Here is a 23,226-nt window from a genome sequence, read left to right on the forward strand (position 1 = left end):
TTTCCTGTACAAATTTGTGTGTAAGTTGTTTTTTCTGGGTTGAATTATTGTGCTTTGGTCTATAACTATTGTTACTGTTAGGTTTTTGGCTATCTATACTCCTGTGGTGTTTATTAGCGGCTTCTCAATGAGAGTGTCATAATTTGAACTATCGCCTATTATTCTTTGATTAAATTGGCTAGTTTAGCCGCTCTTTAACGGCAACCTTAGTTGTTGTTATTCCTATTTTATGCAGTTTAATCCTCTGGCTGATTTGATTATCAAGCTAGAAACGATGTTTCAGGAGTCAAAAGTGAACTATCTCAACTCAGCATTAGTGTGCTTAGCTCTGTGCTTATCGAGTGCACTGCAGGCCGAAGAGCAAACTCAGTGGCATTACAGCTTAGGCAGCCATGATTTTGTGGTCGAGGATTCTCACACCTTAGGGGTGAATGCGAGTCTATTGTTAGAACATAAAACCCAAAGCGATATTTTGCTGACGGCGGCGCTGGATGCCTATATAGACGTAGATGTCGATAAACTCGACCCTGACCACATCCCTGTGTGGTTTAAGTCTGCCTATGCCGCGAGCGGTGAACTTTATCGTGTTAATCCCGCGTTTTCATTCGGTTGGCAGTTCGACTTACAGGGAAAGCGTAATACCGTTAGCTCGGTGGAGAAACAAGCTAAGGTATTTCCTGGGCTGACAGCTAACTTTGATGGGCAAGCATTACAGGCCCAGTTCAAGGCGGGTGCGGGTTATTACTATCTCGAAATCGATGATGATGTGCCTAGAACCCGAGGTTACGATCGTGGCGATTTTGGGAATGGTACGTTTGCTTATACCTTTATGGGGAGTTTAGGGGCTAATGTGACGCCTAAGCTACATATGCAAGTGGCCGCACAAACCTGGCAAGACGAAGACCAATGGTTAGAGAATCAATACCGCTTTGAGCTGAGTTACCAAACCGATTTTTGGCGGCCTAATAGCGTGTTAATGCTGAGTGCTGAGCACACGCAATACAATTTAGACCACTATGCCAAAGTCGATGTTAACTCGGCTGAGTATTTGCCTATTCTGCCATGGGATAGCGATACGCTAGTGCGTTTAAGCTTAGTGGTTCCTTGGTAAGAATAGGGTTATTTATGGGTTAAGTGCTTCTCGACTAAGGCGATCATGGCTTGAGCCGCGAAGGACAATACTTGGTCTTTGCGCCAAAAGAGGGATAACTCCCAGCGCAGCTCGTCACTCGCCAGCGGGATATTTACGACGCCTGGCACGCTGTAGCGCCGCGCGATGGAGCGCGGTAATACCATAACCCCTGTGCCCGCGGCGACTAAGGCAATACCGAAATCGGCTTGGCTAACGCGGGTGATGTTTTTAGGGACAAATCCTGCCTGTCGGCAGGCATTGAGCACTAATTGATAGAGAGTGTATTCGGTTTCGAACATCACTTGAGGGTCGGCACTGAGATCACTAAACGATAATATCTGTCTGGTGGATAACGGATTTTCCTTAGGCAGTACCACTACCATAGGATCGTTAAACACGCGTATGCCGTCATAACCCTCATCAAAATCAATAATCCCAGTAGCCAGTTCAATTTCGCCCTTTTGGATTGCCGCGGTTTGCTCTACACCGCCACGGACGAGTAAGTGCATCTCTATCTGCGGATATTGCTGGCGATATTTGGCAATAATCGGGGCAAAAATTTCGGCACTACCTAGAGGAGCCAATCCGAGATTGAGTTCGCCCGCGGTTAAACTGCGTTGGGCCGTGAGTTCAGCGAGCATGCGTTGTCGGCCAGCGAGTAACTCTTTGCCATGTCGATAAACAACTTCGCCCGCGGGCGTGAGTTTGACTTGGGTGCCGCGTTTACCGCGTTCGAGTAAGATGAGGTCTAGCTCCTCTTCCAATTGGCGTACGGCTTTTGATAGTGCAGGTTGGGTGAGATGGACTTTTTCGCTGGCTTTACCGAAGCCTCCAGCATCGACGATTTCGATAAAATAGCGGATAACTTTGAGGTCCATTAAGGTTCACCTTTAAATGTATTCTTAAAATTCATGCATTACATTCTTAATATTCATTTTTTTTATCAAATAGGCAAGCCTAGAATAGCCCTATAGAAAACTTTGTTCTAACCGAGAAAATCATGTCATTCCCACAAGCCGCAATACGTCAGTGTCGACATTGGGCTTTGTTATTAAGCCAAATCGGCCTCTTCTGTTTACTGTCCTTCGCATGTCACTGGTTCGCCACTTGGGCACATTCTCCTATTCCAGGGAGTGTGATTGGCTTAGGCATACTCTTATTTTTATTAGGTTTTAAACTCATTCCTGAAAATGCCGTACAACTGGGCGCCGCTTGGTTGATTGGTGAGTTATTGCTGTTTTTCATCCCGCCAGTGATATCCGTTATTAAGTACGAAGGTTTGTTTGAGCAATACGGCACCAATATATTGTTCACTTTAGTGATGGGCAGTGTGTGTGTGATGTTTGGTACAGGCTTTGTGGTCGATAGAGTGTTTCGTTTTGAGCGCCAACTGAACATCAAAAAGCAAGCCCGTCGCCACGTTAAGGCGGCTTAATGATGACTGACTCAAAAGTGGTGGATTTTGTGTTGTCGCAGACCGGATTAGCCTTATTCAGCTTATTGCTGACAATATTCTGTTACTTCGGTGCCAAGCGTCTCTATAAGTACCATAGAGTCTGGTGGTTAGCGCCCATAGTGTTAGCGCCAATAGTGATTACCTTATTGGTGTTTAATCTTAAGATCCCGCTGCCAACCTATTTTGAATACACCCATTGGTTGATGGCCATGTTAGCGCCCGCGACTATCGCCTTTGCTTTGCCGATTTATCGTGAGCGTAACTTGATCCGCCAGTATCCGCTGACGATAGGGTTAGGTGTAACGGCCGGATTGTTTCTGGGGATGATGTCTTCTTGGCTGTTGGTGAAGTTTGTGCCCTTGCCGGTGGAATTGTCTAAGAGTTTGCTGGTACGTTCGGTGTCGACGCCCTTCGCGATGGAGGCGACCAGTGCCTTTGGCGGCGTGCCTGAGTTGACGGCCATGATGGTGTTAATTACAGGCGTCATTGGCATCTTGGTGTGCGAGCCACTATTTAAATTTATGCGTATTCGTACTTCGTTAGGTAAAGGTGTTGCTCTAGGGGCATCTGCCCATGGTGCGGGCGCCGCAAAAGCCAATGAAATCGGCAAGCAAGAGGGCGTTATCGCCAGTTTGACTATGATTTTTATTGGTATCGCTATGGTGTTAGGCGCACCCGTTTTTGCATTGATTTTTATCTAGGCTTTGAATGCTATCGTGTGAGTTTTATGGTTTGAATTTACACAACTCAATTTCGGCAAATTTGCCTCTTCGAGCGCTAACTCCTTCTCGGTTATGCGCTTTTTTTTTTGAGCTTACCTTCATAAAATGTGGCATGCTGTACCAACTTGAAATACATAGTATTAATGGTGATACCTATGTCTAGTAAGTCAGATAAACAGCCAAACACACAACAAAACGTGAGTTTACGCGCAGTTATTGAAAGTGACCTTGAAGCTATTTTTGTGCATCAAAGCGATCCCATTGCTAACCAGCTTGCTCAATTTCCTCCTCGGGATCGGGAAGCGTTTTTTAAACATTGGCATCAAAATATTCTGGGACAAGTGAATGTATTACCAAGGGCGATATTGGTTGATGGCAAGTTTATGGGCAATATTGGGCATTGGCAAAGTGATGGACAAGCGCTGATAGGGTATTGGATTGACCGTGAATATTGGGGCAAAGGTATCGCGACACAGACCTTAGCGCAATTTTTGCCTTTAGTCAGTTTAAGACCCCTCTTTGCCCATGTGGCTAAACATAATTTAGCTTCACAGCGAGTACTGCTCAGACACGGTTTTGTGCTGACAGACCAACTGATACAAGAGTGTGAAGATACTGAAGCCTTACTCGAATTTGTCTTACGCTAGCGGATAAGATGCTATAACGCGACATTTTAGGGCGTATGTTAACGCTTTCATTCGCCTAAAATGACGTATTTAGATGCTTGAAACCACTGTTGTACAGGGACTTTTGTTAAAAGTGCAAAAAGTCGCCCATTATTTTCATTTCAAATTATTCTACTGAAAAAAGCCTCTTCCTAAGATTTTATCTCTACTGTAATTGAAAAGCCTAGATCTAGGTGCTTTATTGCTCTGGATTGGTGACAGGTTAAGCTGGTTTTATATAAAAAAATTGAGAAGAAAGTGCTGATCTTACTGATAAAAGTCTAATTGCATTCTATTTCTTTCACTGTAGAACTCCTATACTTAGCCAAAACCTGTGCCATAGCACAATCGATCCCTTATCTATTCAGTGAAATCTATATGAAGATCCGTTTTCTGCTCAGTAGTTTTATTCTTGCGTGCAGCAGTCTCACCGTTGCCACGACAGCGCATTCAGCCGATTCGGCCTCTGTCGCATATAAAAGCACCAAAACTCAATCGACAGCAAAAACGAAGCAAGCACCATTAAAGCAAGAAATTGCAGGACGTAGTGCGATAGTCGTGGACTTAAAAACCAATGAAGTGCTTTATTCCAATAATCCTAATGCAGTAATGTCAATTGCATCTGTCACTAAGTTGATGACAGCAATGGTGGTGCTGGATGCAAAGTTACCTATGGAGCAAAAGCTTGCGGTAAATATCCGTGATACCAAAGAAATGAAAGGTGTTTATTCTCGAGTTCGTATCGGCAGTGAAATCAGCCGTAAAGAAATGTTATTGCTGACCTTAATGTCATCAGAAAACCGTGCCGCTGCAAGTCTTGCACATCATTATCCCGGTGGTCATAAAGCTTTTATTAAGGCGATGAATGCCAAAGCAAAAGCACTGGGAATGAAAAATACCCGCTATGTTGAACCTACAGGTTTATCCTATAAAAACGTTTCGAGTGCCAGTGATCTGATTGTCTTACTCAAGGCCAGTGAAAAGTATCCTATGCTAGGCCAGCTGAGTTCGACCGAGAAGAAGACGGTTACCTTTGCCAACCCAAGATACAGTTTAGATTTTCGTAATACCAATCGTTTGGTTTATAAAGATAACTGGGATATTCATCTAACCAAAACAGGCTTTACGAATGCTGCGGGGCACTGCCTTGTGATGCGTACTGAAATGGCAAAACGCCAAGTGGCATTTGTCGTGCTCGATGCTTACGGCAAATATACTCATATTGCGGATGCTAACCGTTTACGTAACTGGCTAGAGACTGGCAAAGTCACTCCTATTCCTGCTGAAGCTAAGCAATACAAGAAACAACGTAGCCAGCAGCAATTAGCTAAGTTGAGTGAGACCTAGTTTCTCGGTTGCAGCTTTATAAAAGTACAAACATAAAGGCCAGATGAGCAATCAATCTGGCCTTTATGTTTTAACGCTTTGAGTTGCTACTCAATTTTGGTAAATTTATGATGGATTTGAGCGTACCATAGTCGTTATTTTATGTTCTCAAGGATGACATTCGTGTGGATGTATTTTTAAAAAAAATTCAACTTATCTATTTTCCCTTCTTATTTCTCAGCCTGTTATTTGTTTCTGGTTACAGTTTTGTCCATTGGCTGTTGTTGGTTAACCTTGAGTTTTTTAGCCTAGATGAAGATATCGTTAATTTGTGGCTGCCGCAGATACTGTCTTGGGTATTGTCGATCATTTATATCCGGCCTAGGCTAAAACGACTCAAGTTTGTTAAAGATAATTCGCGCTTTTTCTATTTATTGATCGCGGTGCAATTAATGGCTGTTCCTTGCATTGTTGCGCAGGAATATCTCAAGACGACCACGGGGAAGTTAACGCAATTAGCATCGATACAAGAATTGTATCTCCATAAAAATACTCAGTATTATCAGTTGCAGCAATCTTATATTGATAAGATGCAAATTGGTTTGCAGCGAAGCCTAGAGGTTACAGGTAAACATAGTAGTCACTTAAATATGGCACTGTATATCGCTATGCCGATTTTTGCCGAGCGTGCAGACAGTTGGCATGCTAAGGCCCTCGCTTGGTATGGTAAAGTTTATCAGCAGGAGATCAGTAATCGACTTGAACCCAATGAGAAAGAAGCGCAATTCAAAGCGTTTTTGGCTAAATCCCTAAATGAGTTCAATGAGTTGGACCCCCAGAGTTTTGTTTACCTTGAACGATTAGCTCCATCCTCACTTCGTTCAGAGTTGCTCAGCGCCGCACAAAAAAGTCCGCTTTACCAAGCCGAACATCAAACGATTTTTATGCCCAAATTTGAGCCATTTGAGGCTCGTAATGGCCATAAGTTAGTGTGGATTTTTATCTGGTTTGTTGTTGGCGCTTTAGTCTGGTTTGTACTCTTACTGCGGGTCAATCTGGATGAGAAAAGCGTAAAGCCGAGACGCAAATAAATCACGCTCGGCCTTGGATTTAATAAAGTTTAGGCATGTTCAAACATTAAGAACAAGTAAACGATAAACAAGACTATATGAGTCGCGCCATGCAATGCATTGGTGCGACCGCTACTAAAGCTGACCTTACAGACCATTAAACTGGTGATTAATAGCACCATGTCGGCGGGTGACAGGCCTAAATGGACTTCTTGATCTATCACGCTGCCAATAATTAATACCGCAGGGACTGTGAGTGCAATCGTCGCGAGCACTGAGCCAAAATACAGATTCATCGCCCGCTGTAATTGATTGTTTAACGCGGCCTTAAAGCCTCCCACAGCTTCGGGAGATAAAATCAAGCAGGCCACAATAAAGCCCCCTAATGCCTGTGGAGCGCCTAGGGTAGCTACGCTGTAATTGATGGGCATAGCTAAGGTTTTTGCCAGCAAAATGACCACGAGTAAGTAGCCAATTAATAGAATCGTATGGTAAGCATTACTGCGCAGTATGCCGTGGTGTTCCTCATGGTCTTCATGATCGGCATCGACAAAGAAATGGCTGTGGCTCTTCGTCTGTACCACTAAAAAGACGCCATAGAGCAGAATTGAAATAATGATCAGCATCCAAGACATGGCTTTAGACATGCCGCCAATAGTGCCACCTTCGGTAAAATTAGGCAGTACTAAACAGAGTAGGGCGAGGGGAATAATCGCCACGAGATAGGATTTTACGCCATCTAAATTGAAATGCTGGGTATGGTAACGCCAGCCGCCAAGTAATAATGTAAAGCCCACTAAGCCATTGATGATCAACATGACGACGGCGAACATAGTGTCGCGCGCCATGACAGGGTTGGGTTCTCCGGTCAGCATCACGGAGGAGATCATCACCACTTCGAGTGAAATGACCGATAAAGTTAAGATTAAGGTGCCATAGGGATCGCCAAGCTTAATCGCTAGTGCATCTGAGTGGCGTACCACAGAGAAAATAGCCCAAGTCACTACACCCAATAGGGCGAGTGAAACGGGAATATAGGTCGAGAGGGCGGTGCCATCGGCGAGTAAGCTATCGCCACCGGTTTTAAAGAATACTAAGGTCAGTATTCCCAGTAGCAGGGCTAACTCGTCTTTCATAAATGTCTTCATAGGCAATTTGTCCTAAACGAAAAAAAAGGCCGTTAGTATAGACACTGGTTATGGCACACTTTGCATGAAACTTCCTTTAGATTTGGAGTTAAGGATAAATGTTTGAACTAGATCGCTTTTTAATCTAAAACCCCATTTTTAGGCTAGCCATGGTGTTCTGTTTTAATCAGCTTGCCGAGTTGATCATAATGATTCCAATCCCCTGATTCTCGATCGCTGAGATAACTGCCTTCAGTGCGTTTTTCACCATTAGGCCAAAAACTTTGCCATAGACCTTCCCTGCGATCCCTAAGATAAGTGCCTTGTTCGGCTAACTTGCCATTGTTGTGGTAATAGCTGGCATCGCCTTCTTTTTGGCCTTTCACCCAGATTTCAACGAGTTCTGGCTTACCGTTCTGGTGATATTGCTTAACTTGACCATCAAGCGAACCCTTAGCATAAGTTGCCTCTAATTTGAGTTGGCCGTTACTGTAATATTCTTTCGTTTGGCCATGGTTTTGACCCTCTAAAAACTCAGTGCTAGCAGCTTGCATCCCATCCTCAAACCAGCTTTCCCACAATCCAGTTTGATTACCTTTATCCATAGCACCGCTAAGTTTTAGTTGGCCATTGTTGGGATAGTACTCGGCATACGGGCCTGTTTTGTCATTTTTATCATAGGTTTCTGAGCGGTAAACCACTTGCTTAAAGCTGTAAAACTCTCGAATTCCATGGCGCTTGTTTTCCTGCCAATGGCTTTTTTGCTGGATATTCCCCTCGGGGATTGTGCCATAGGTAGGGTCTTTTTCTTCGTAGCGATAATCTGTCCATAGACCGGTTTTTTGGTCGTCCAGATACTCCCCTGTCACACGGCGGCGTCCGTGGTAATACTCTGTATAGTTACCATTAAGTTTGCCATTGGCGAAGGTTTGCTCCCGTTGTTTCAGGCCTTCGCTGTACTGTATCCATAGGCCTTCTTTATTGCCGTTTTGATATGTGCCTTCTTCATTGGGATCACCATTGGCATACCAGCGGGCGAAATGGCCATCAAGAGGGTAACGACTGGCATTGTCTTTTTTATCCCGTGCGTAGTGAGATACTTCCCGAGGTTTACCGTTATCGTAAAATGACTCATATTTTCCGACCCATTGGCCATCGATACGTTCGCCGCGCTCACTCACTGTGCCGTCGTCAAAATAGGTTTCTGATTTCCCTGTTGGTTTACCTTCAACGTATTGATCTAGCGTCCGCAGCTTGCCATTGTTGTGGTAACGGCGTGATTCACCGTGACGCTGCCCTTGTCGCCATTGCTCGGAGGATTGCAGCTTGCCGGCATGATAGCGCTCAAATAGCCCATCCTTAATTCCCATGTCGTAGTGGCTTTTTTCGAGTAAATTACCTTCGGCATCATAACGCTCCGATGGTCCATGAAGCGGATATTGGCCATTTTCAGCTAGCTTTGAGTCTTGATAACTGCGCAGTTCCTTAAGTTGGCCATTGTCGTAGAAATACTTTTGCGTACCGGCGAGTTGGTTCTGCTTATAGTTGAGATCGCTGGTGAGGTTTCCTTCGGCATTAAAATATTGCTGCTGCCCATCTAAAGCGTCGTTAACATACTGTTCTTTAACTTGTAATTTACCCGCATCATTAAATTGCTGACACTTGCCTTGGCGTTGTCCGGCCTTATATTGGCAGAGGCTGGCGAGTTCGCCATTGGGGTAAAATGTCCGTTCTTCACCCTCGAGCAGATTGAGATTAAACTGGCTGCTGCTCGATTTAGTCCCGTCATCGAAAAAGGTTTCCCATGCTCCTTGGCGACGGCCTTCGGCATCGAAGCGGCCCGTCACTGTGGCTTGTCCATTGGGATTTTGTTCTAAATAAGAACCTGAGAGTTGGTTGTTCGCATAGCTCTGGCTTTGGGACAAGGTACCGTTTTCATAGAAACTTTCCCATTTCCCGTGGCGCAGGTTATCGAGGTAACTTTCTTGGGCTTGCAGTTTGCCACTGGCATAGAAACGTTTTACTTGCTCCTTTTTACCGTCTTGATAGCGCGTCGTTTGGCTGAGATGGCCGCTGCTGTTGTATTCCTTCCATTCGCCCGTGGGCACGCCTTTGGCAAATTGCTGTTCCTCAGTAACTGCGCCGCTCAAATCGAACATATGCCAAGTGCCATCTTGATAACCCTGCTGATAGTTTCCTTCGACTAGCTTGCTGTTATTGGTATGAAATACTTGCCATTTACCATTAGGGATCCCCTCGGAAAACTGCCCTAAGGTATAGCCTTGGTTATCGCGCACTATGGCGATATCGCCATTTAAGGGCATGCCAGTGGCGAGATTGTAATAGCTGGGAATTCCGTCCTGTTGGCGGATTTCGACCATCATGGAGGAGAGATTTTGCGCTGCTTGTACATGGACACTGGTTAAGCTGGCTCCCGCAATCGCGAGGCTGATAAAGCGAAATGGCGTATTGAACATGCTGATTCCTTGCTCTGTTCTGGGTCTTAAGGCCGCGCGGTTTGCAGCCTATACAAGAATCCTAATTTTTTGCTGTTGAGTTTATTTATCGGGCTGTGCACTTATATACAGTGCACAGCGCCAAGGGTTAAGTTAATCGATTAAGCGAATATGCTTAGGCTAAAAAATAGGGAAAACATGGTCCGAGGTAATCACCGGCGGCGGTATTTCCCGATTTAAAAACTCGCCATGATGGAAGCTATTGATCACTTCTATCCAGCCATTATCCCTAAATTCGTATTGTTTACCATGAAGCCTGCCCTGCTCGTCATAATTCGCTATTTCAAGCACATAGTCTTCGGTATTACGCAGTTCCCAGTGGCCGACTTGTTTACCTTGGTCGAAGCGTCCGTACCAATAGTGTCTCTCAGGATTTGGCATTGGGTTGAAACCGAACTCACCATGGGTGTACACCCAGTCGCCATCCTGTTGCCCATTGCGGTATTCGCCCTTTTCATGCAATTGGCCGTCAGTGGCGTAGCGTTGTACTAATCCTTCGGGTTTGCCATGGTTAAAGTTTATTAATTCAAGCAATTGCCCAGAACTTGTCTCATTACGGAACTCACCATCGAGCTCGCCTTGGGCATCATAGCTAAAGGTGAGGGTGGCATCTTCTTGTTGTTTCTTCCAAGAGCCAACGGGCTTGTCATTGGCATATTGGCCGCGCTCGGCCACCCACTGCTCCCCTGTCTCATGGTTAATTTTCAGCATCTCGTAGGGGCCTTCGCGCTTACCCTCTTTAAAATACTCGCGGGTAATCACTTTTACAGTTTGACTACGGTTTAGGGTTTGCAGATATAAACCGGTCAATTGGTTATCGATATGCTCGCTGCGGCTAATTAACTCACCTTGCTCAAATATTTCGTTGAGGACCCATTTTTTAAGCTTGTCTTCTTCTATGTTAGAGGTAAGTTGACCTTCACTAAAGCGTTGATGCTTACGGTAAACCCAGTTGTTGTCTTGGTGTTTTTCTTCGGTTGAACTGAGCATTTCGCCCTTTTCATTGTATTTAATCGATAACTTCACATTCCATGGCGCCTCTATGATTTCCTTTTGGGCTATCTGGCCATTTTTAAAGTAATCCAGTTGTTCACCGACTTTATAATCATTGTGGTAGCGGTAGTGGCGCTTTACCTTGCCATCGTCGAAATATTCGAAGTAATCCCCGTGTTTCTTACCTTTGACATAAGCTTGGGTCGAAATGATTTTACCAAAGCCCCAATTGGTCTCGTTGCCATGTGTAAGCCCATCCACCATAGGGATTTCGACGTGTAAGTTGCCATTGTCATAGTACTGGGTAACACAAGTACCACTATTACAGACTTTGCCCCTAAGCTTGCCCTCGCTATCAAAAAGCTCGCTTATACCGACCTCTTTGCCATCTTTATAGGTCGTTTTGTACCGGATCTTCCCACCTTCCCAGTAACCTGTTTCTGGGCCTTGTTTAACGCCATTTTCATAGTGCGATTCAACATACAATTGACCCGTGGCGATATATTTTTTGAGCAGGCCATGAAGTTGACCTTGCTCGTTGCGAAAGCCTTGTTCGTAGGGCTTGCCATCCTCAAAGTAGCATTGATAAGCACCGCGAAATTGTTCGCTCGCGAGTGTTTTACCGATATTGTTATCGGCGAGGGCACTGGCGCAGAAAAGCATATCTTTGTCTTTGTAATAAATCTCAGCCTTATAATGTCCGTCGATAACTTCGGTCGATTGTTTTAGATAGTATTGAGCCTGTTTTTCATCTTTGACAACCTTCCAATGGGCATCGAGTAACACCTTTTGTGCATTGGCATTGGCATTGGCACTGGCACTGATAGTGATACAGATAAGTACCAGTGCTCCAAGGAGCAGTTTTACTGTAAATAGACGCATAACCGCTCCTTTTTATGGCAAAGGTTTAAAGGTGAATTCATAGGGGATGTCTACGGGGTTTTGAGAGAGAGTCATATAACTCACCTTCGCTGCAGGGCCCTCCACACTCAAATAGCGGCCATCGACCAGCGCCTCTTTAATCCGCAGTTCGGTGGTTTCGGGCAGTCGAATCGTTAGGGATTTGCCCTGGGCATCCTCGACTTTAAAGTAGTTCTTAAGATCTTTACTCGGCTCGTCACCATAACCGGTTTTTGTTAGCCAAGCTTGTAAATCGATTAACCAAGGACGTGGGTTAGCTGCCTGCTCTAAGGGTTGCCAACTGATATCACCTTGGCAATGGATTTTTCCTTGGATGTGTTTATCGTAGAAAAACTGCCGCTCGCGGTCGGGCGTCATCAGGGTATAGGCTGGTCCGTTTGGGGCATTATGCTCAAACAGCCAAGTGACTTCGTGTTTCCCCTCTTTAAAACCTTGTTCTATTTCAGGTTTACAGGCACTCGCTAATGCGGCTGACATAGGAATATACAGATTATGGCCATTTTCAGTCTCAGGTTTTATCCCTTGGATCGCACTGATTTCGGCGTTTGATGGCTCAAGATCTTGATAGAGGAAGTTATTGAGGCTCGAATCGCCAAACTCGCTTAAGGGATTGGCCAGATTTTGGTTGTAGTCGGTAAAGGTCACAAAGCGGATGTTCTTGGTTTGGCTTAACTCCGGTTGTGGCTGGCTCTCCAGTATTACAACGGTTTTAGGGATTTCATCTAGCTTAAGTAGCAGGGCGCGGGTGCTAAGGTGATGAGGATCATCGACACCGATTAATTCCCCCAGTAGTTCCTTATCCGTCACCGTTAACCATTTAGGATAATCACCATCGCGACGGGCTTCGGCCATCTTTCCTTTAAATTGCTGAAAAGGAAGGTTAATGTTTTTAGTCTTACTCTGCTTTGTCACGACTTTAAATAGCTTTGCCTCGGCGTCGAGCACCTGAATCGTGAGGCTCGCATCGCCAAAGGTATAGGGAGTGGCGACCAGTTCATCCCACGATTTTTCGACTATCTTATTGCTTTCGGGGATAAGGGTCAGCTTGGCGGTGATATGGTCTATCTGTTTGAGTTTATTGGCGGTGTTGTCCCAGCCTGTGGCGATAAGATCCACCGAAGACTCAATCGAGCGGTTGAAATTCATCGCCACACCTCTGCTGTGCTGCCAGAAGTGAATGTCTATCGGATTTCCGCTGGCATCAAAGGCGGCTAAGTCTTCATAATTCACATTAGCAACCACATATCGCGGGCTCATATTATGCACAAAGCGCAATTGCAGCACTTCTGGCGTGTCAGCGCCCCATGGGCCAATATTATCAAGAATACCTTGCTGATCAGCTAATAAGGATTTTATAAAGTCCTTATCATGGGCTTTATATTCCCGCGGAACATCGCTAATCGGGTATAGCTCTTTTTGCAGATCATCTATATCACGCTCCGCATCGTAGCGAGCGTCGGCATGCCAAAGCATGCTCATAATATAAGGGCTATCCTTGGGCGCCATGGCGATGCGGCGGGTGAGAGTACTGCCTTGCTGCACTTCTTGTTGAAAAAACGCCATGCTCTCTAACCAACCGGTTTTGCGGTTAAGCTCGAACTTTCCATAGGCCTTAAAGTTGTCTTTCTCACCTTGTACTACTGCAAATAACTTATCTTCGGTCACTTGCTCAACCGTCCAAGTTAGGCGTGCATCCATGGGGGCGCTGATGCTATAACCGACCCTAGGCTCAAGCACCACAGGCAAGGTTGGAGCTTGTTTAAACAAGCTATTAAGATTCACCCAGTGGTCAAATAATTCCTTGATATCTTTTTGATCCATCTTGGCAATGGGAGTCAGTTGGCGGACTTCACCATTGTTAAATTCCACATTAAAGCCATCTTTAACCAACTGAAAGATTTCATTAGAGTTACCTTTAGGGTCGATATTACTCACCGGAATCGGCATGCCATAATCGCTAATTTGCAGCATATTAGGTTGGATAAAAAAACGGGCGTTATGGGTTAACGGCGTTGTTAAGCTGGTCGCCTTACCCTCTGCATTCTGTAATTGGTAATCCAGCAGCAGTCGTGCCTGCAGCACTTTGCGGGTTTCAAAGCCATCATTGAGGTTTATGGTGGAGATAATCTGATATTCACGCTCTGTGGGTATGTTGGTATTAACTGAATTGGAGGGTGACGTTGAGTTATCGCAGGCGGTTAACAAGAGTGTTATACCTGCCATTGTCAGTGTGATTGCGGCGTTAACTGCCTTGTATTTCACTATGGCCATTCGTACTCCTTTGGCTACGCATGTTATTGAAATGTAAACTCATTAATCTTTTTCTGGCGACATTATACACAAAAAATATCTGAGGCATAAAAGAAAACCCAAACCAAGCTTGCTTGATTTGGGTTTGTGTTGATCGCGGTTTTGCTGCGCGAGAGTGGCTAACTTAGTGGTTAACTCAATGGTGAGATGAGTGCCTAAAAAAGCCCAAGCTGATGGATTACAGCGAGAGGATCACGCTGGCAATTGCCGCACTCATCAGGTTGGCAAATACACCCGCGGCAATGGCGCGAAAACCATTACGGGCGATAAATTCGCGGCGTTCTGGCACCATGCTACCCAGTCCACCGATCAAAATTGCCATAGTGGAAATGTTCGCGAAACCACACAGGGCGAAAGTCACAACGGCCTGAGAATGGGCGCTCAGTTGGTCTTCGACTTTCATTAACTGAATAAAGGCCACAAATTCATTCACCACGATTTTTTGGCCAATGAGTGAGCCTGCAGTAATGGCCTCATGCCAAGGAATACCCAGCAGCCATGCCATAGGGGCGAACAGATAACCGAGCAAGAACTCGAAGCTTAACTGGTAACCGAACCATTCACCCACAGCGCCTAACATGCCATTCAGTAGGGCGATAACACTGACAAAGGCCAGTAGAGTGGCACCAATCCCGACAGAAATCCGCATGCCAGACATAGCGCCATCGGCTAAGGCTTCAACCACATTGGTGGCGCGTGGCAGTTCGACTGAGGTGATTTCATCGGCACTATTTTTGTCATTGTCGCTAGGCGGCATGAGGATTTTTGCCATCAACAGACCCGCGGGTGCCGACATAAAGGCGGCGGCAATCAGATAGTTAAGATCGACACCTAAAGCGGCATATCCGACTAAGGTACCGCCCGCGACTGAGGCTAAACCACAGCTCATGACCGCGAAGAATTGTGAATCGCTCATGTGCTTTAAATAGGGTTTAATCACCAGCGGCGCTTCAATCATACCGACGAAGATGTTTGCCGTGGCAGATAAAGACTCGGCGCGGCCCGTGCCCAGTAAACGCTGCAGACCACCACCAATAATGTTGATCACCTTAGGCATTAACCCAATATGGTATAAGGCTGAAATCAGTGCCGAGAAAAAGATGATGATACCTAACACATTGATTGCAAATACGAAGCCGACTTTACCCGTGGCGAGATCGCCAAACAGGAAGCCGGTCCCTTCGTTGCCATAGGCTATCACGCTCGACACGCCCGCCGTAACAGACTGCAATACGGCCTTACCCGCAGGGACGTAGAGCACTAACAGGGCAAATATAATTTGTAAGCCTAGGGCTAAAATCACAGTGCGGTAGGGAATATTCTTGCGGTTCACTGACAGTAACCAAGCAAAAAACAAGATACTAATCATGCCTAATATCGCGGTCATAAGGGGTTATTCTTTTGAGTTAAGGAAGAAGCCGCGCATTGTAGGCCGAGTCGCAGTAAGGGCAAGTCGAGGGCGTTACTGGGCTGTTACGATAAAATAGTCGAAAATAGCAACAGTTTAAGTTGCTGTTTATGCAGGAGAATAAAAGCTATTTTAGCTACTGTTGCCCAGAGGAAATAATATTTGTGCCTGTGGCAATAATCGAAATCACGCCACAGACGACTTTAGGCTGGTGCAGTAGTCAGTGCTGGTTTGAAATGCAGCTTATGTGACTGCAGTTTAAGTGACAGCCTTACCTAACCAAGGTTTGAGCTTTTTATCCCAGTAGGGCGGGTGGCCGATATGGGACTTTAAACACTCGATTATCACCTTGTACTTAGTCGGTAAATGGCGCCGCCTCGGGTAAACCACATAGACGGGCATCTGTTGCAGTGGTTTCCAATCGGGAAAGAGCTGGATCAGTTTTCCGCTTTGAAACTCATCACTGAGTAAATACGTGGCCACATAGCCTATGCCGCGCCCGGCAATCACCGCATTGCGCACGGCTTCGGCTAAATCGACACGGTAATTCCCCGCCACATGCACGGTTTGTTCTAGGTCATCCTTAGCAAAACTCCAGCGATCATAATTACGGCTCTTGCTTTGATAGATAACGCAATTATGTTGCGCTAACGCCTGTGGATGGTGTGGCACGCCATGCTTGAGTAAATAATCGGGAGAGGCGACCACCACAAAGTTAGTCTCGGCAAGGTGCTGGGCGATATAACCTTCGTTCAGCTGTTCATGGTTAGTGATCCACAGATCCAAGCCTTCTTCTAGCATGTCGGCTTTATGGTCGAACAGGCTTAGCTCAAATCGCAATTCGGGGTATTTTTGCTGCAACACTTCCAGTGCGGGGATGATGTGTAAGGTGCCGAAGGACTGGGAGGAACCGAGACGAATCGTACCGCTAATGTCATCGCGGGCATCTAGCATAATCGCATCGGCATTTTGCGTCGCTTCAAACACTTGCTCACAGTAATGGGCAAACTGTTGGCCCGCGTCGGTTAGCACTAAGGTGCGAGTGGTCCGCTGGACTAATAGCAAGTTCAGCTCGGCTTCCAGTGCGCCAAGCTGCTTGCTGACATAGGAAGTCGAGGTTTTTAACTTGGCCGCCGCTTGGGTAAAACTACCACTGGTCACCAGAGTGTGGAATATCACCATCTGGCTAGCTCTATGTTGTATCACGCTAGGCCCTCTAGAATCTAAATCGCTATTTTAAGCTAGCCTTGCCCTAACCGACAGCCGTTTGTGCCGATCGTGTGCTATTTCAAAACAAACTTACCAAACGGCAAACGTTAAAGTCAGTTGCCCTAAGTGCGATTCTTCCTTTACTCTTGAGTTAAATCTTAACACCCACAAGCTAGGGAAGACGTGTTACCTGTGGTTAGCTTGTTCAATGGAGGAATAACGATGACACAACAAGACAAGCAAGCCTTAGCAGAAACAAGTCAGATACATGCCCAGAAAGTACAACCGATACCGCAGGAAGCCTTTGACTGGTATGACGAATATGCCCATGGCATTATCGATCGCCGTGAGTTTATGGGGCGGCTCGCAGGGCTGGTGGCGCTAGGTTTCACCATGACGATGCTCACGGGCGCACTCTTGCCGAACTATGCCCTCGCCGAGCAAGTCTCCTTTAACGATCCCAGTATTCAAGCCAGCTATGTTAAGTTTCCCTCGCCAAATGGTTACGGTGAAGGGCGCGGCTACTTAGTCATGCCCGATGAGTTATTGCTCGCGGGCAGTGCCGCAGGTGAGCCGAAAACCTTAGATCTCAGTAAAAAAGCCGCTGTGGTATTAGTGGTGCACGAGAATCGGGGTCTTAATCCCTATATCGAAGATGTGGCTCGCCGATTAGCCGCGCAGGGGTATATCGCCTTCGCCCCCGATGCACTTTATTCCCTCGGTGGTTATCCGGGTAATGATGATGCGGGCCGCGCCATGCAAAGCAGTTTAGACAGAGCCAAAATCGAGCAAGACTTTATTGCCGCAGCGCAGTTTTTAAAATCCCACCCCCAAAGCAATGGCAAACTCGGTGCCGTGGGTTTTTGTTTTGGCGGCTATATCGTCAATATGCTGGCCGCCACGATTCCCGATGAGCTTAATGCTGGTGTACCTTTCTATGGCACGCCAGCCGCTGCGGAACTGCGTAGCCGAGTAAAGGGGCCACTTATGTTGCAATTTGCTGGGCTCGATCAGCGGGTAAACGACACTTGGGCCGAGTACGAAACCCAGCTAAAAGCCAACAAAGCCGATTATGTTGCTTATCTTTACCCAAATGTGAATCACGGTTTTCATAACGACTCCACTGGCCGATACGATAAAGCCACCGCCGAACTCGCGTGGGCGCGCAGCTTAGCCTTCTTTGATACTCGACTGCGTGGCTAAGTGGGAGTGAAGCTCCGCTTACTCTGATCTCGCTTACTTTGATTAAGTCGATGAGTGACCGATTCTCGCGCTCTATATCATTCAAGCAAAAGCCGACGCTAGAGTCGGCTTTTATTTTAAATCTCCCACATACCTATGCAGCTTTTATCTTAAATCTCCCACATATCTATGTGGGTTAGTCGTGCTCGAGGATCACTTCTTTTAAGCTTTGGATGGTTTTCACATCGAGATTACCAGCTTGTGTGCTCCAGGTGAGTCTTAGGTAATTGGCTAAGTCTTTAATCTGCTCATCGCTTAACTCATCAGCATATCCCGGCATGGCATAAAAGCTGGTGGTAGCGTTGTAATGCTGGCTTTGAATACCTTTTAGCATCACGGCGACGATATTGTGCGGACTCGCTTTATCTAAGGTGGCGTTACCTGCCATCGCGGGGGCGACGTTGGGGCGACCTTCACCATTTTGACCATGACAACCGGCGCAGTAACCTTTGTAGAGCGTATAACCTGGCAGTTCAGGTTTATGGCTGTTAAAGGTGAGCGGATCCGGTTTAAGATCATCGTCGTTATCGAGCAGATAACTGCTTACCGCGCGCATATCATCATCGGTTAAGTGGCTAAAGCTGTGATACACCACGGGATACATGCCGCCAAAGACGGTGCCTTTGCGGGAATAGCCTTCGGTAAATAGCGACTTAAGATCCTCATGGGTCCAGTTTTGCCTGTTAAGCTCAGCGGGGCGAATGTCCGATGCCTCTAGCCCTTCGATAATCGCGCCCTCAAAGTGCTTGTCCTGCTCCATGGCAAACAGCGTGTCTCTTGGGGTGTGGCATTCACCGCAGTGCCCTAGGGCATTGACTAAGTAATTGCCGCGGTTCCAATGCTCACTTTTTTCCTTGCTCGGGGTAAATTCCTTAGCATCGTGTGCGACTAAGTTCCAAGCTTTTAGGCCAAAACGCAGGTTAAACGGAAAGTAAACATCATTGTCGCGATTAGCTTGCTTGATAGGTTTAGTACTCATCAGATAGGCATAAATCGCCTGAGTGTCTGCGTCCGTGAGCAAACTGTAGGAAGTGTAAGGCATAGCAGGATAGAGGTTGCCGTTGACGCCAACACCGTGGTGCATGGCATCAAAAAACTCCTCGTAACTGTATTTGCCAATACCGGTTTCTTTATCTGAGGTGATATTGGTCGAGTACACAGCGCCAAAGGGGGTTTCGAACGGCAAACCGCCCGCGAGTTCACGACCGCCGACTGCAGTATGGCAGGCCACACAGTCTCCTATCTTCATCAGATACGCGCCGCGTGCGATGTCGTTATTCGTATTGCCGCCTTCATCGGCAACGCTGCTGGAACAGGCGAGTAAACCTAGCCCTAAACTCAGGAGTAGATTGTGGCTCAACAGATTTTTTATCCTACTAATGTGCGGGAAATAGCGCGAGAAATGGCGCAGATTGGCTGATGTCATCACAGGGTTAGCCCCTTAGTTTTGAGGATCAGATCTTTGACTGCCGCATAGTATTTTACGTAGCCAGTACAGCGGCATACGTGTTCACTCAAGGCATCTTCAACGACTTTTTCAACTTGATCTTTAGCGATAGGTTGTCGCTCTAATCGCTCAAGCAGCGCGGTCGATTCGTTGACAAAGCCCGAGGTACACCAGCCACATTGAAACGAGAAATGCTCTAAAAAAGCTTCTTGCACTGGGCTTAGGGCGGTGATTTCGCCAAGGGAGTTTTGTCTAGCATGACCTTCGACAGTGCGGACGCGTTTACCATTAAAACGCTCAACACCATTGATGCAGGTACGCACCACTTCACTCATGCCTTGCTCGTCGTCGACGATCACTGTACAGGCGTGGCATACGCCTGCGCCACAACCAAACTTAGTGCCAGTGAGGTTTAAGTACTCATGTAGAAACTCAATCATCATCACACCATCGGCGACTTCAATCGGGCCTACGGCTTGGTTATTAATGGTCAGTTTAATAGACTGGCTCATGCCATGGCCTCCTTAATTTTTTTCGCTGTCATAGGTAAATCGTAAAAGCGGACATGGGTTGCTTGATACACGGCTTCAATCAGCGCCGCGACCACAGGGATCATCACCACTTCGGCGATACCACGGCTGGGATCGTTATCAGATAACTGCGGCAATATGGTATGACGTTGATCCCACACGCCCACATGCCGCGCTAACGGCACCTGATAGCGATTGAGGTTCCACGTACCATTGCCGGCGCCTGCTTCAAATGGCGGTAAGCCTTCATGCAGTGCATGGCCAATACCCATCGCAAGGCCACCTTGAATTTGCCCTTCGACTAGTTCTTTAACAATCACTTTGCCCGCCTCTAACCAAGTATGAGAACTCAACAGCGTGACTTCGCCATTGCCTTCGTTTACGGCCACTTCAACCAAAGTGGCGCAGGGGGCGTAGTAAGTCACCATGGCATTGTTCAGTTCGGCCTTGGGATAACTCATGGCTTGACGATCGATCAAGTGATAGCCATTAGATTTCATGCTGGCTTGACGCGCTTTGATACTCTTAGTCGTGTCGGAAGTGGCCGCAAATGTCGCGTTGCCTTCGCCGTATTGCAGCGCCAGCGCATCGAGTGCTAAACGCTCTTTAGTGCCAAGAATGTCGAAATCGGCTTCAGCCCAAGCCCAGCGATTAAAGGCATGGCCCATCACGCCGACCACTAAGCCCATGTCGTGGGCGCGTTTAGCGAGAATATCCAGCGACAATGGCGGAAAGCCCAAGGCGGTTAACTTGCCATCGACCCAGCGACCATCCCGTGAGTTATGCAAATTAGTTGAGCCCATTGGCGTATTAAAATACAACTCGTTCCAAATCGATACCGCTGCAGGCCACAGGCCGTGGCGATAGATAATATCGGCGGCGATGCGGGTGACATGGCTTTGGTAATAGGCCGACATAGACGCCGACGATGCCATGGCTTTAACCGGTGTCCAGCGTGGATTGGCCGCCATTTCATCTTGGCGTTGCTGCGAAATGATATAAGGATTATCGGTTTGCACTAATTGCATCGCATCCCAAATATCCACTTCGGCGAGTTTTACTTCATCGGCAAAGTTGCCAAGGGCATCGCTGACCACCACGGCTTGGGAGGTTTGCGTGCCAGTGCCCATTTCGATAAAGCCGATTTCGAGGGTAATTTTACCGTCTTTAGCTAGGCGAACCGCCGCACTTGGCGCTGCTGCGCCCGTACCATAATCTTTGGTGGCGATACCAAAACCGACGCCGTAACGCATCCCCGGATGTTTGGCCTCATAGTCCTTTTTATTCACCGCGCGGTTTTGCCACACGGGAGCTTGCTCTGCCATCTCGAGCATTTCGCGGTAACGTAAAGTACCGTTAGGAATCGCACCTTGAGTATTGCGCTGGCCAGACTCCATCACGTTGGCGGCGCGCAGTTTAAAGGGATCAACCTTCAGCTCGTCGGCGATCTCGTGGATCATGCATTCCATCGCCGTCATCGATTGCAGCGTGCCATAACCACGCATCGACCCCGCATCTGGGTTACGCGACGCATAGGCGGTGGCGATAATATCGTTGCGCGGCGTGTAATAAATGCTTTGCATCGCTGTCGCGCCAACCGAGGTCACAGACGGGGTAAAGTTGACTCGTCCGCCGCCATCGACTGTCATCTGCGAAGTTAAGGCTTGGATTTTTAAGGTCGATTTATCCACCGCTAAGCGGCTTTTCATGATGAACGGATGACGTTTAAGGCCAGATTGGAATTGCTCGAATCTGTCATTGGCGAGTCGGATTGGCCCTTTGGCATAAACGGCCGCGATCACGCCGTAATAAGGAAATATCGAATGGTCTTTCGCGCCAAATCCACCGCCGATATAGGGCGAATGCACCACAAGATGTTTTACCTTGCCTGCCAGTGGGCTAGATAACAGCATGTGCACTGCCATCTCTTGAAAGTCCTGCGGCGACTGCGAGGTAATCACAGTATGAAATGTTTGGCTAGCCGCATCATACCAGCCGTTAAAGGCTTCGGGTTCCATCATCATAGGATCGATGATCTGGGTGCGATATTCCCGCTCTAGCACTTGCCATTGTTGATTGGCTTGGGCGCTAGCAATCTGCTTATCTATCTCACCCGCATAATAAAGCCCGCGCTCAGACACTGTCCCTTTGGCATTCGGATTACCTAACCATTCAGGCTTGCGATCTTTTACGCTAGGGAAAAACAGCCCATCGTGGAGCGGGCTATATAAATCTTCCCGTGCGCCATTTTCACCTTCTACTCGAATCAAACGCCAGCTGGCATAAGGGTCTTTGGTGTCCGACACAAGCGGCGTTTGCTCACCAAAACGCAGTAAGGTTTGATCAAATTGCAGCAAGGACTTAGCTTGCTTAAAGGCGGGAAAACTGTCGAACAATAATATCGCCACCGCATGACCTAAGTAGTCGGCGGTTTGACCCTCGGCCAGTAACATGTTGTCACCGTAAAAATCGGGCAGCTTGATTTTATCACGGGCCAGATCGGCCGCAGTGATCACTTTATAGGGCTTAGCCGACGCGGGCAGGTGGTCGAGGGAAAAGCCTTGATAAACATGGGAGGCATCGGCGGCGCGAAGAATAAAAGCGTAACCTTGCTGCTTGGGCCAGCCCTCCATGTCCATAGCACGGTAATCACGGCCATAGACCTTTTGGCCTGTGACCTTCGCTATGCCGTCGTTACGAAACTTAGGTTTGGATTGACCATTAACCTGAGTTTGCCATTGGGCTGCCAGTTCAGGTGAGACAATCGCCGCATTAGCGCGACTCATTTCCCACAACAAAGGGGCCGAATATACGGCAACCCCGCCAATCACACATTGCTTAATAAAGGTCCGGCGTGACGTATTAGATGGTTCCATATCTCAACCTCAGTTGTGCTTCCGTGTAATATCAGCCGCGCTGCATGGTATCGCCCGATATAAGCTTGTTGTCGATCGACTTTTTATTGATTGTTGCGACATAGCTTTGATAAACACTGAATGTAAATTTACATTAGCCACGTTAGCATGTAGGGCCGAAAATGCAAATTTAGGCGGCTAATCGTTGCAGTTTTGACCAAGCTAAATCAGAGTGTAAAACCCGTGTTATCAGGCTTCTGCAGTGATGTTCGTACTGTGATTCAACTCAGTTACGTT

Annotated in this window: 17 protein-coding genes; 7 read left to right on the forward strand and 10 right to left on the reverse strand. The window is 47.0% G+C overall.

Features of this window, described 5'->3' with window-relative positions; translation table 11 throughout:
* Nucleotides 1-292: 292 nt before the first annotated feature.
* Nucleotides 293-1,111, forward strand: a complete 819-nt coding sequence (locus L5M11_RS12810; RefSeq protein WP_263192298.1) for a hypothetical protein — start codon at nt 293-295, stop codon at nt 1,109-1,111.
* 8 nt (nt 1,112-1,119) lie between these two features.
* On the opposite strand, the gene L5M11_RS12815 is transcribed toward L5M11_RS12810, so the two are convergent.
* The gene (locus tag L5M11_RS12815) at nt 1,120-2,010 is read right to left on the reverse strand and encodes a LysR family transcriptional regulator (RefSeq protein ID WP_219254006.1); all 891 of its coding nucleotides are present in this window, start codon (nt 2,008-2,010) and stop codon (nt 1,120-1,122) included.
* 122 nt (nt 2,011-2,132) lie between these two features.
* Between L5M11_RS12815 and L5M11_RS12820 the strand changes: the two genes are divergently transcribed.
* From L5M11_RS12820 to L5M11_RS12840, 5 genes are all read left to right on the forward strand, one after another.
* The gene (locus L5M11_RS12820) at nt 2,133-2,567 is read left to right on the forward strand and encodes a CidA/LrgA family protein (RefSeq protein WP_263192300.1); all 435 of its coding nucleotides are present in this window, start codon (nt 2,133-2,135) and stop codon (nt 2,565-2,567) included.
* A 2-nt stretch (nt 2,568-2,569) separates the two neighbouring features.
* Nucleotides 2,570-3,289 carry an LrgB family protein gene (locus L5M11_RS12825; protein WP_263142698.1) on the forward strand — a complete coding sequence of 240 codons (720 nt, stop codon included), beginning with the start codon at nt 2,570-2,572 and terminating at the stop codon, nt 3,287-3,289.
* Nucleotides 3,290-3,465: 176 nt separating this feature from the next.
* A complete protein-coding gene (locus tag L5M11_RS12830) occupies nt 3,466-3,957 on the forward strand; it encodes a GNAT family N-acetyltransferase (RefSeq protein WP_131525584.1) in 492 nt (163 codons plus the stop codon).
* A 396-nt stretch (nt 3,958-4,353) separates the two neighbouring features.
* On the forward strand, nt 4,354-5,322 hold the full coding sequence (gene pbpG / locus L5M11_RS12835; RefSeq protein ID WP_105251600.1) for a D-alanyl-D-alanine endopeptidase: 969 nt from the start codon (nt 4,354-4,356) through the stop codon (nt 5,320-5,322).
* Between the two features lie 164 nt (nt 5,323-5,486).
* Nucleotides 5,487-6,392: a hypothetical protein gene (locus L5M11_RS12840; protein WP_263142631.1), complete on the forward strand. Its 906-nt coding sequence runs from the start codon at nt 5,487-5,489 to the stop codon at nt 6,390-6,392.
* A 29-nt stretch (nt 6,393-6,421) separates the two neighbouring features.
* On the opposite strand, the gene L5M11_RS12845 is transcribed toward L5M11_RS12840, so the two are convergent.
* From L5M11_RS12845 to L5M11_RS12870, 6 genes are all read right to left on the reverse strand, one after another.
* Nucleotides 6,422-7,519, reverse strand: a complete 1,098-nt coding sequence (locus L5M11_RS12845) for a calcium:proton antiporter (RefSeq protein ID WP_025008445.1) — start codon at nt 7,517-7,519, stop codon at nt 6,422-6,424.
* A gap of 143 nt (nt 7,520-7,662) precedes the next feature.
* Complete coding sequence (locus tag L5M11_RS12850; RefSeq protein ID WP_263192301.1) at nt 7,663-9,975, reverse strand: toxin-antitoxin system YwqK family antitoxin; 2,313 nt, start codon at nt 9,973-9,975, stop codon at nt 7,663-7,665.
* Nucleotides 9,976-10,134: 159 nt separating this feature from the next.
* Entirely contained in the window at nt 10,135-11,889 is a 1,755-nt protein-coding gene (locus L5M11_RS12855; RefSeq protein WP_263192302.1) for a toxin-antitoxin system YwqK family antitoxin, read from the reverse strand.
* 12 nt (nt 11,890-11,901) lie between these two features.
* Nucleotides 11,902-14,199 (reverse strand): hypothetical protein, encoded by a 2,298-nt coding sequence (locus L5M11_RS12860; RefSeq protein ID WP_263192303.1) that lies wholly within the window; start codon nt 14,197-14,199, stop codon nt 11,902-11,904.
* 217 nt (nt 14,200-14,416) lie between these two features.
* Nucleotides 14,417-15,625: a NupC/NupG family nucleoside CNT transporter gene (locus L5M11_RS12865; protein ID WP_263192306.1), complete on the reverse strand. Its 1,209-nt coding sequence runs from the start codon at nt 15,623-15,625 to the stop codon at nt 14,417-14,419.
* A 279-nt stretch (nt 15,626-15,904) separates the two neighbouring features.
* Nucleotides 15,905-16,852 carry a LysR family transcriptional regulator gene (locus L5M11_RS12870; protein WP_263192307.1) on the reverse strand — a complete coding sequence of 316 codons (948 nt, stop codon included), beginning with the start codon at nt 16,850-16,852 and terminating at the stop codon, nt 15,905-15,907.
* A gap of 225 nt (nt 16,853-17,077) precedes the next feature.
* On the opposite strand from L5M11_RS12870, the gene L5M11_RS12875 reads away from it, so the two are divergent.
* Complete coding sequence (locus L5M11_RS12875; RefSeq protein WP_173243020.1) at nt 17,078-18,058, forward strand: dienelactone hydrolase family protein; 981 nt, start codon at nt 17,078-17,080, stop codon at nt 18,056-18,058.
* Between the two features lie 175 nt (nt 18,059-18,233).
* Here the strand turns inward: L5M11_RS12875 and L5M11_RS12880 are convergent, their stop codons facing one another.
* Genes L5M11_RS12880 through L5M11_RS12890 form a run of 3 tightly spaced genes read right to left on the reverse strand, consistent with a single transcriptional unit; the run spans nt 18,234 to nt 22,950 of the window.
* Entirely contained in the window at nt 18,234-19,523 is a 1,290-nt protein-coding gene (locus tag L5M11_RS12880) for a cytochrome c (RefSeq protein ID WP_263192308.1), read from the reverse strand.
* Complete coding sequence (locus tag L5M11_RS12885) at nt 19,523-20,056, reverse strand: (2Fe-2S)-binding protein (RefSeq protein WP_006082848.1); 534 nt, start codon at nt 20,054-20,056, stop codon at nt 19,523-19,525. The genes L5M11_RS12880 and L5M11_RS12885 overlap by 1 nt, the downstream gene beginning before the upstream one ends.
* Nucleotides 20,053-22,950, reverse strand: a complete 2,898-nt coding sequence (locus tag L5M11_RS12890; RefSeq protein ID WP_263192309.1) for a xanthine dehydrogenase family protein molybdopterin-binding subunit — start codon at nt 22,948-22,950, stop codon at nt 20,053-20,055. Before L5M11_RS12890 ends, L5M11_RS12885 begins: the two co-directional genes overlap by 4 nt.
* Nucleotides 22,951-23,226 lie beyond the last annotated feature (276 nt).

It is taken from the genome of Shewanella sp. SM87, assembly GCF_025653705.1.
GTDB lineage: Bacteria > Pseudomonadota > Gammaproteobacteria > Enterobacterales > Shewanellaceae > Shewanella > Shewanella oncorhynchi.

Bases quoted from the DNA above. Each gene is read 5' to 3' on its own strand.
- L5M11_RS12815 (WP_219254006.1), bottom strand. From the start codon at position 2,010: ATGGACCTCAAAGTTATCCGCTATTTTATCGAAATCGTCGATGCTGGA.
- L5M11_RS12820 (WP_263192300.1), top strand. From the start codon at position 2,133: ATGTCATTCCCACAAGCCGCAATACGTCAGTGTCGACATTGGGCTTTG.
- L5M11_RS12825 (WP_263142698.1), top strand. From the start codon at position 2,570: ATGACTGACTCAAAAGTGGTGGATTTTGTGTTGTCGCAGACCGGATTA.
- L5M11_RS12830 (WP_131525584.1), top strand. From the start codon at position 3,466: ATGTCTAGTAAGTCAGATAAACAGCCAAACACACAACAAAACGTGAGT.
- pbpG (WP_105251600.1), top strand. From the start codon at position 4,354: ATGAAGATCCGTTTTCTGCTCAGTAGTTTTATTCTTGCGTGCAGCAGT.
- L5M11_RS12845 (WP_025008445.1), bottom strand. From the start codon at position 7,519: ATGAAGACATTTATGAAAGACGAGTTAGCCCTGCTACTGGGAATACTG.
- L5M11_RS12850 (WP_263192301.1), bottom strand. From the start codon at position 9,975: ATGTTCAATACGCCATTTCGCTTTATCAGCCTCGCGATTGCGGGAGCC.
- L5M11_RS12855 (WP_263192302.1), bottom strand. From the start codon at position 11,889: ATGCGTCTATTTACAGTAAAACTGCTCCTTGGAGCACTGGTACTTATC.
- L5M11_RS12860 (WP_263192303.1), bottom strand. From the start codon at position 14,199: ATGGCCATAGTGAAATACAAGGCAGTTAACGCCGCAATCACACTGACA.
- L5M11_RS12865 (WP_263192306.1), bottom strand. From the start codon at position 15,625: ATGACCGCGATATTAGGCATGATTAGTATCTTGTTTTTTGCTTGGTTA.
- L5M11_RS12875 (WP_173243020.1), top strand. From the start codon at position 17,078: ATGACACAACAAGACAAGCAAGCCTTAGCAGAAACAAGTCAGATACAT.
- L5M11_RS12880 (WP_263192308.1), bottom strand. From the start codon at position 19,523: ATGACATCAGCCAATCTGCGCCATTTCTCGCGCTATTTCCCGCACATT.
- L5M11_RS12885 (WP_006082848.1), bottom strand. From the start codon at position 20,056: ATGAGCCAGTCTATTAAACTGACCATTAATAACCAAGCCGTAGGCCCG.
- L5M11_RS12890 (WP_263192309.1), bottom strand. From the start codon at position 22,950: ATGGAACCATCTAATACGTCACGCCGGACCTTTATTAAGCAATGTGTG.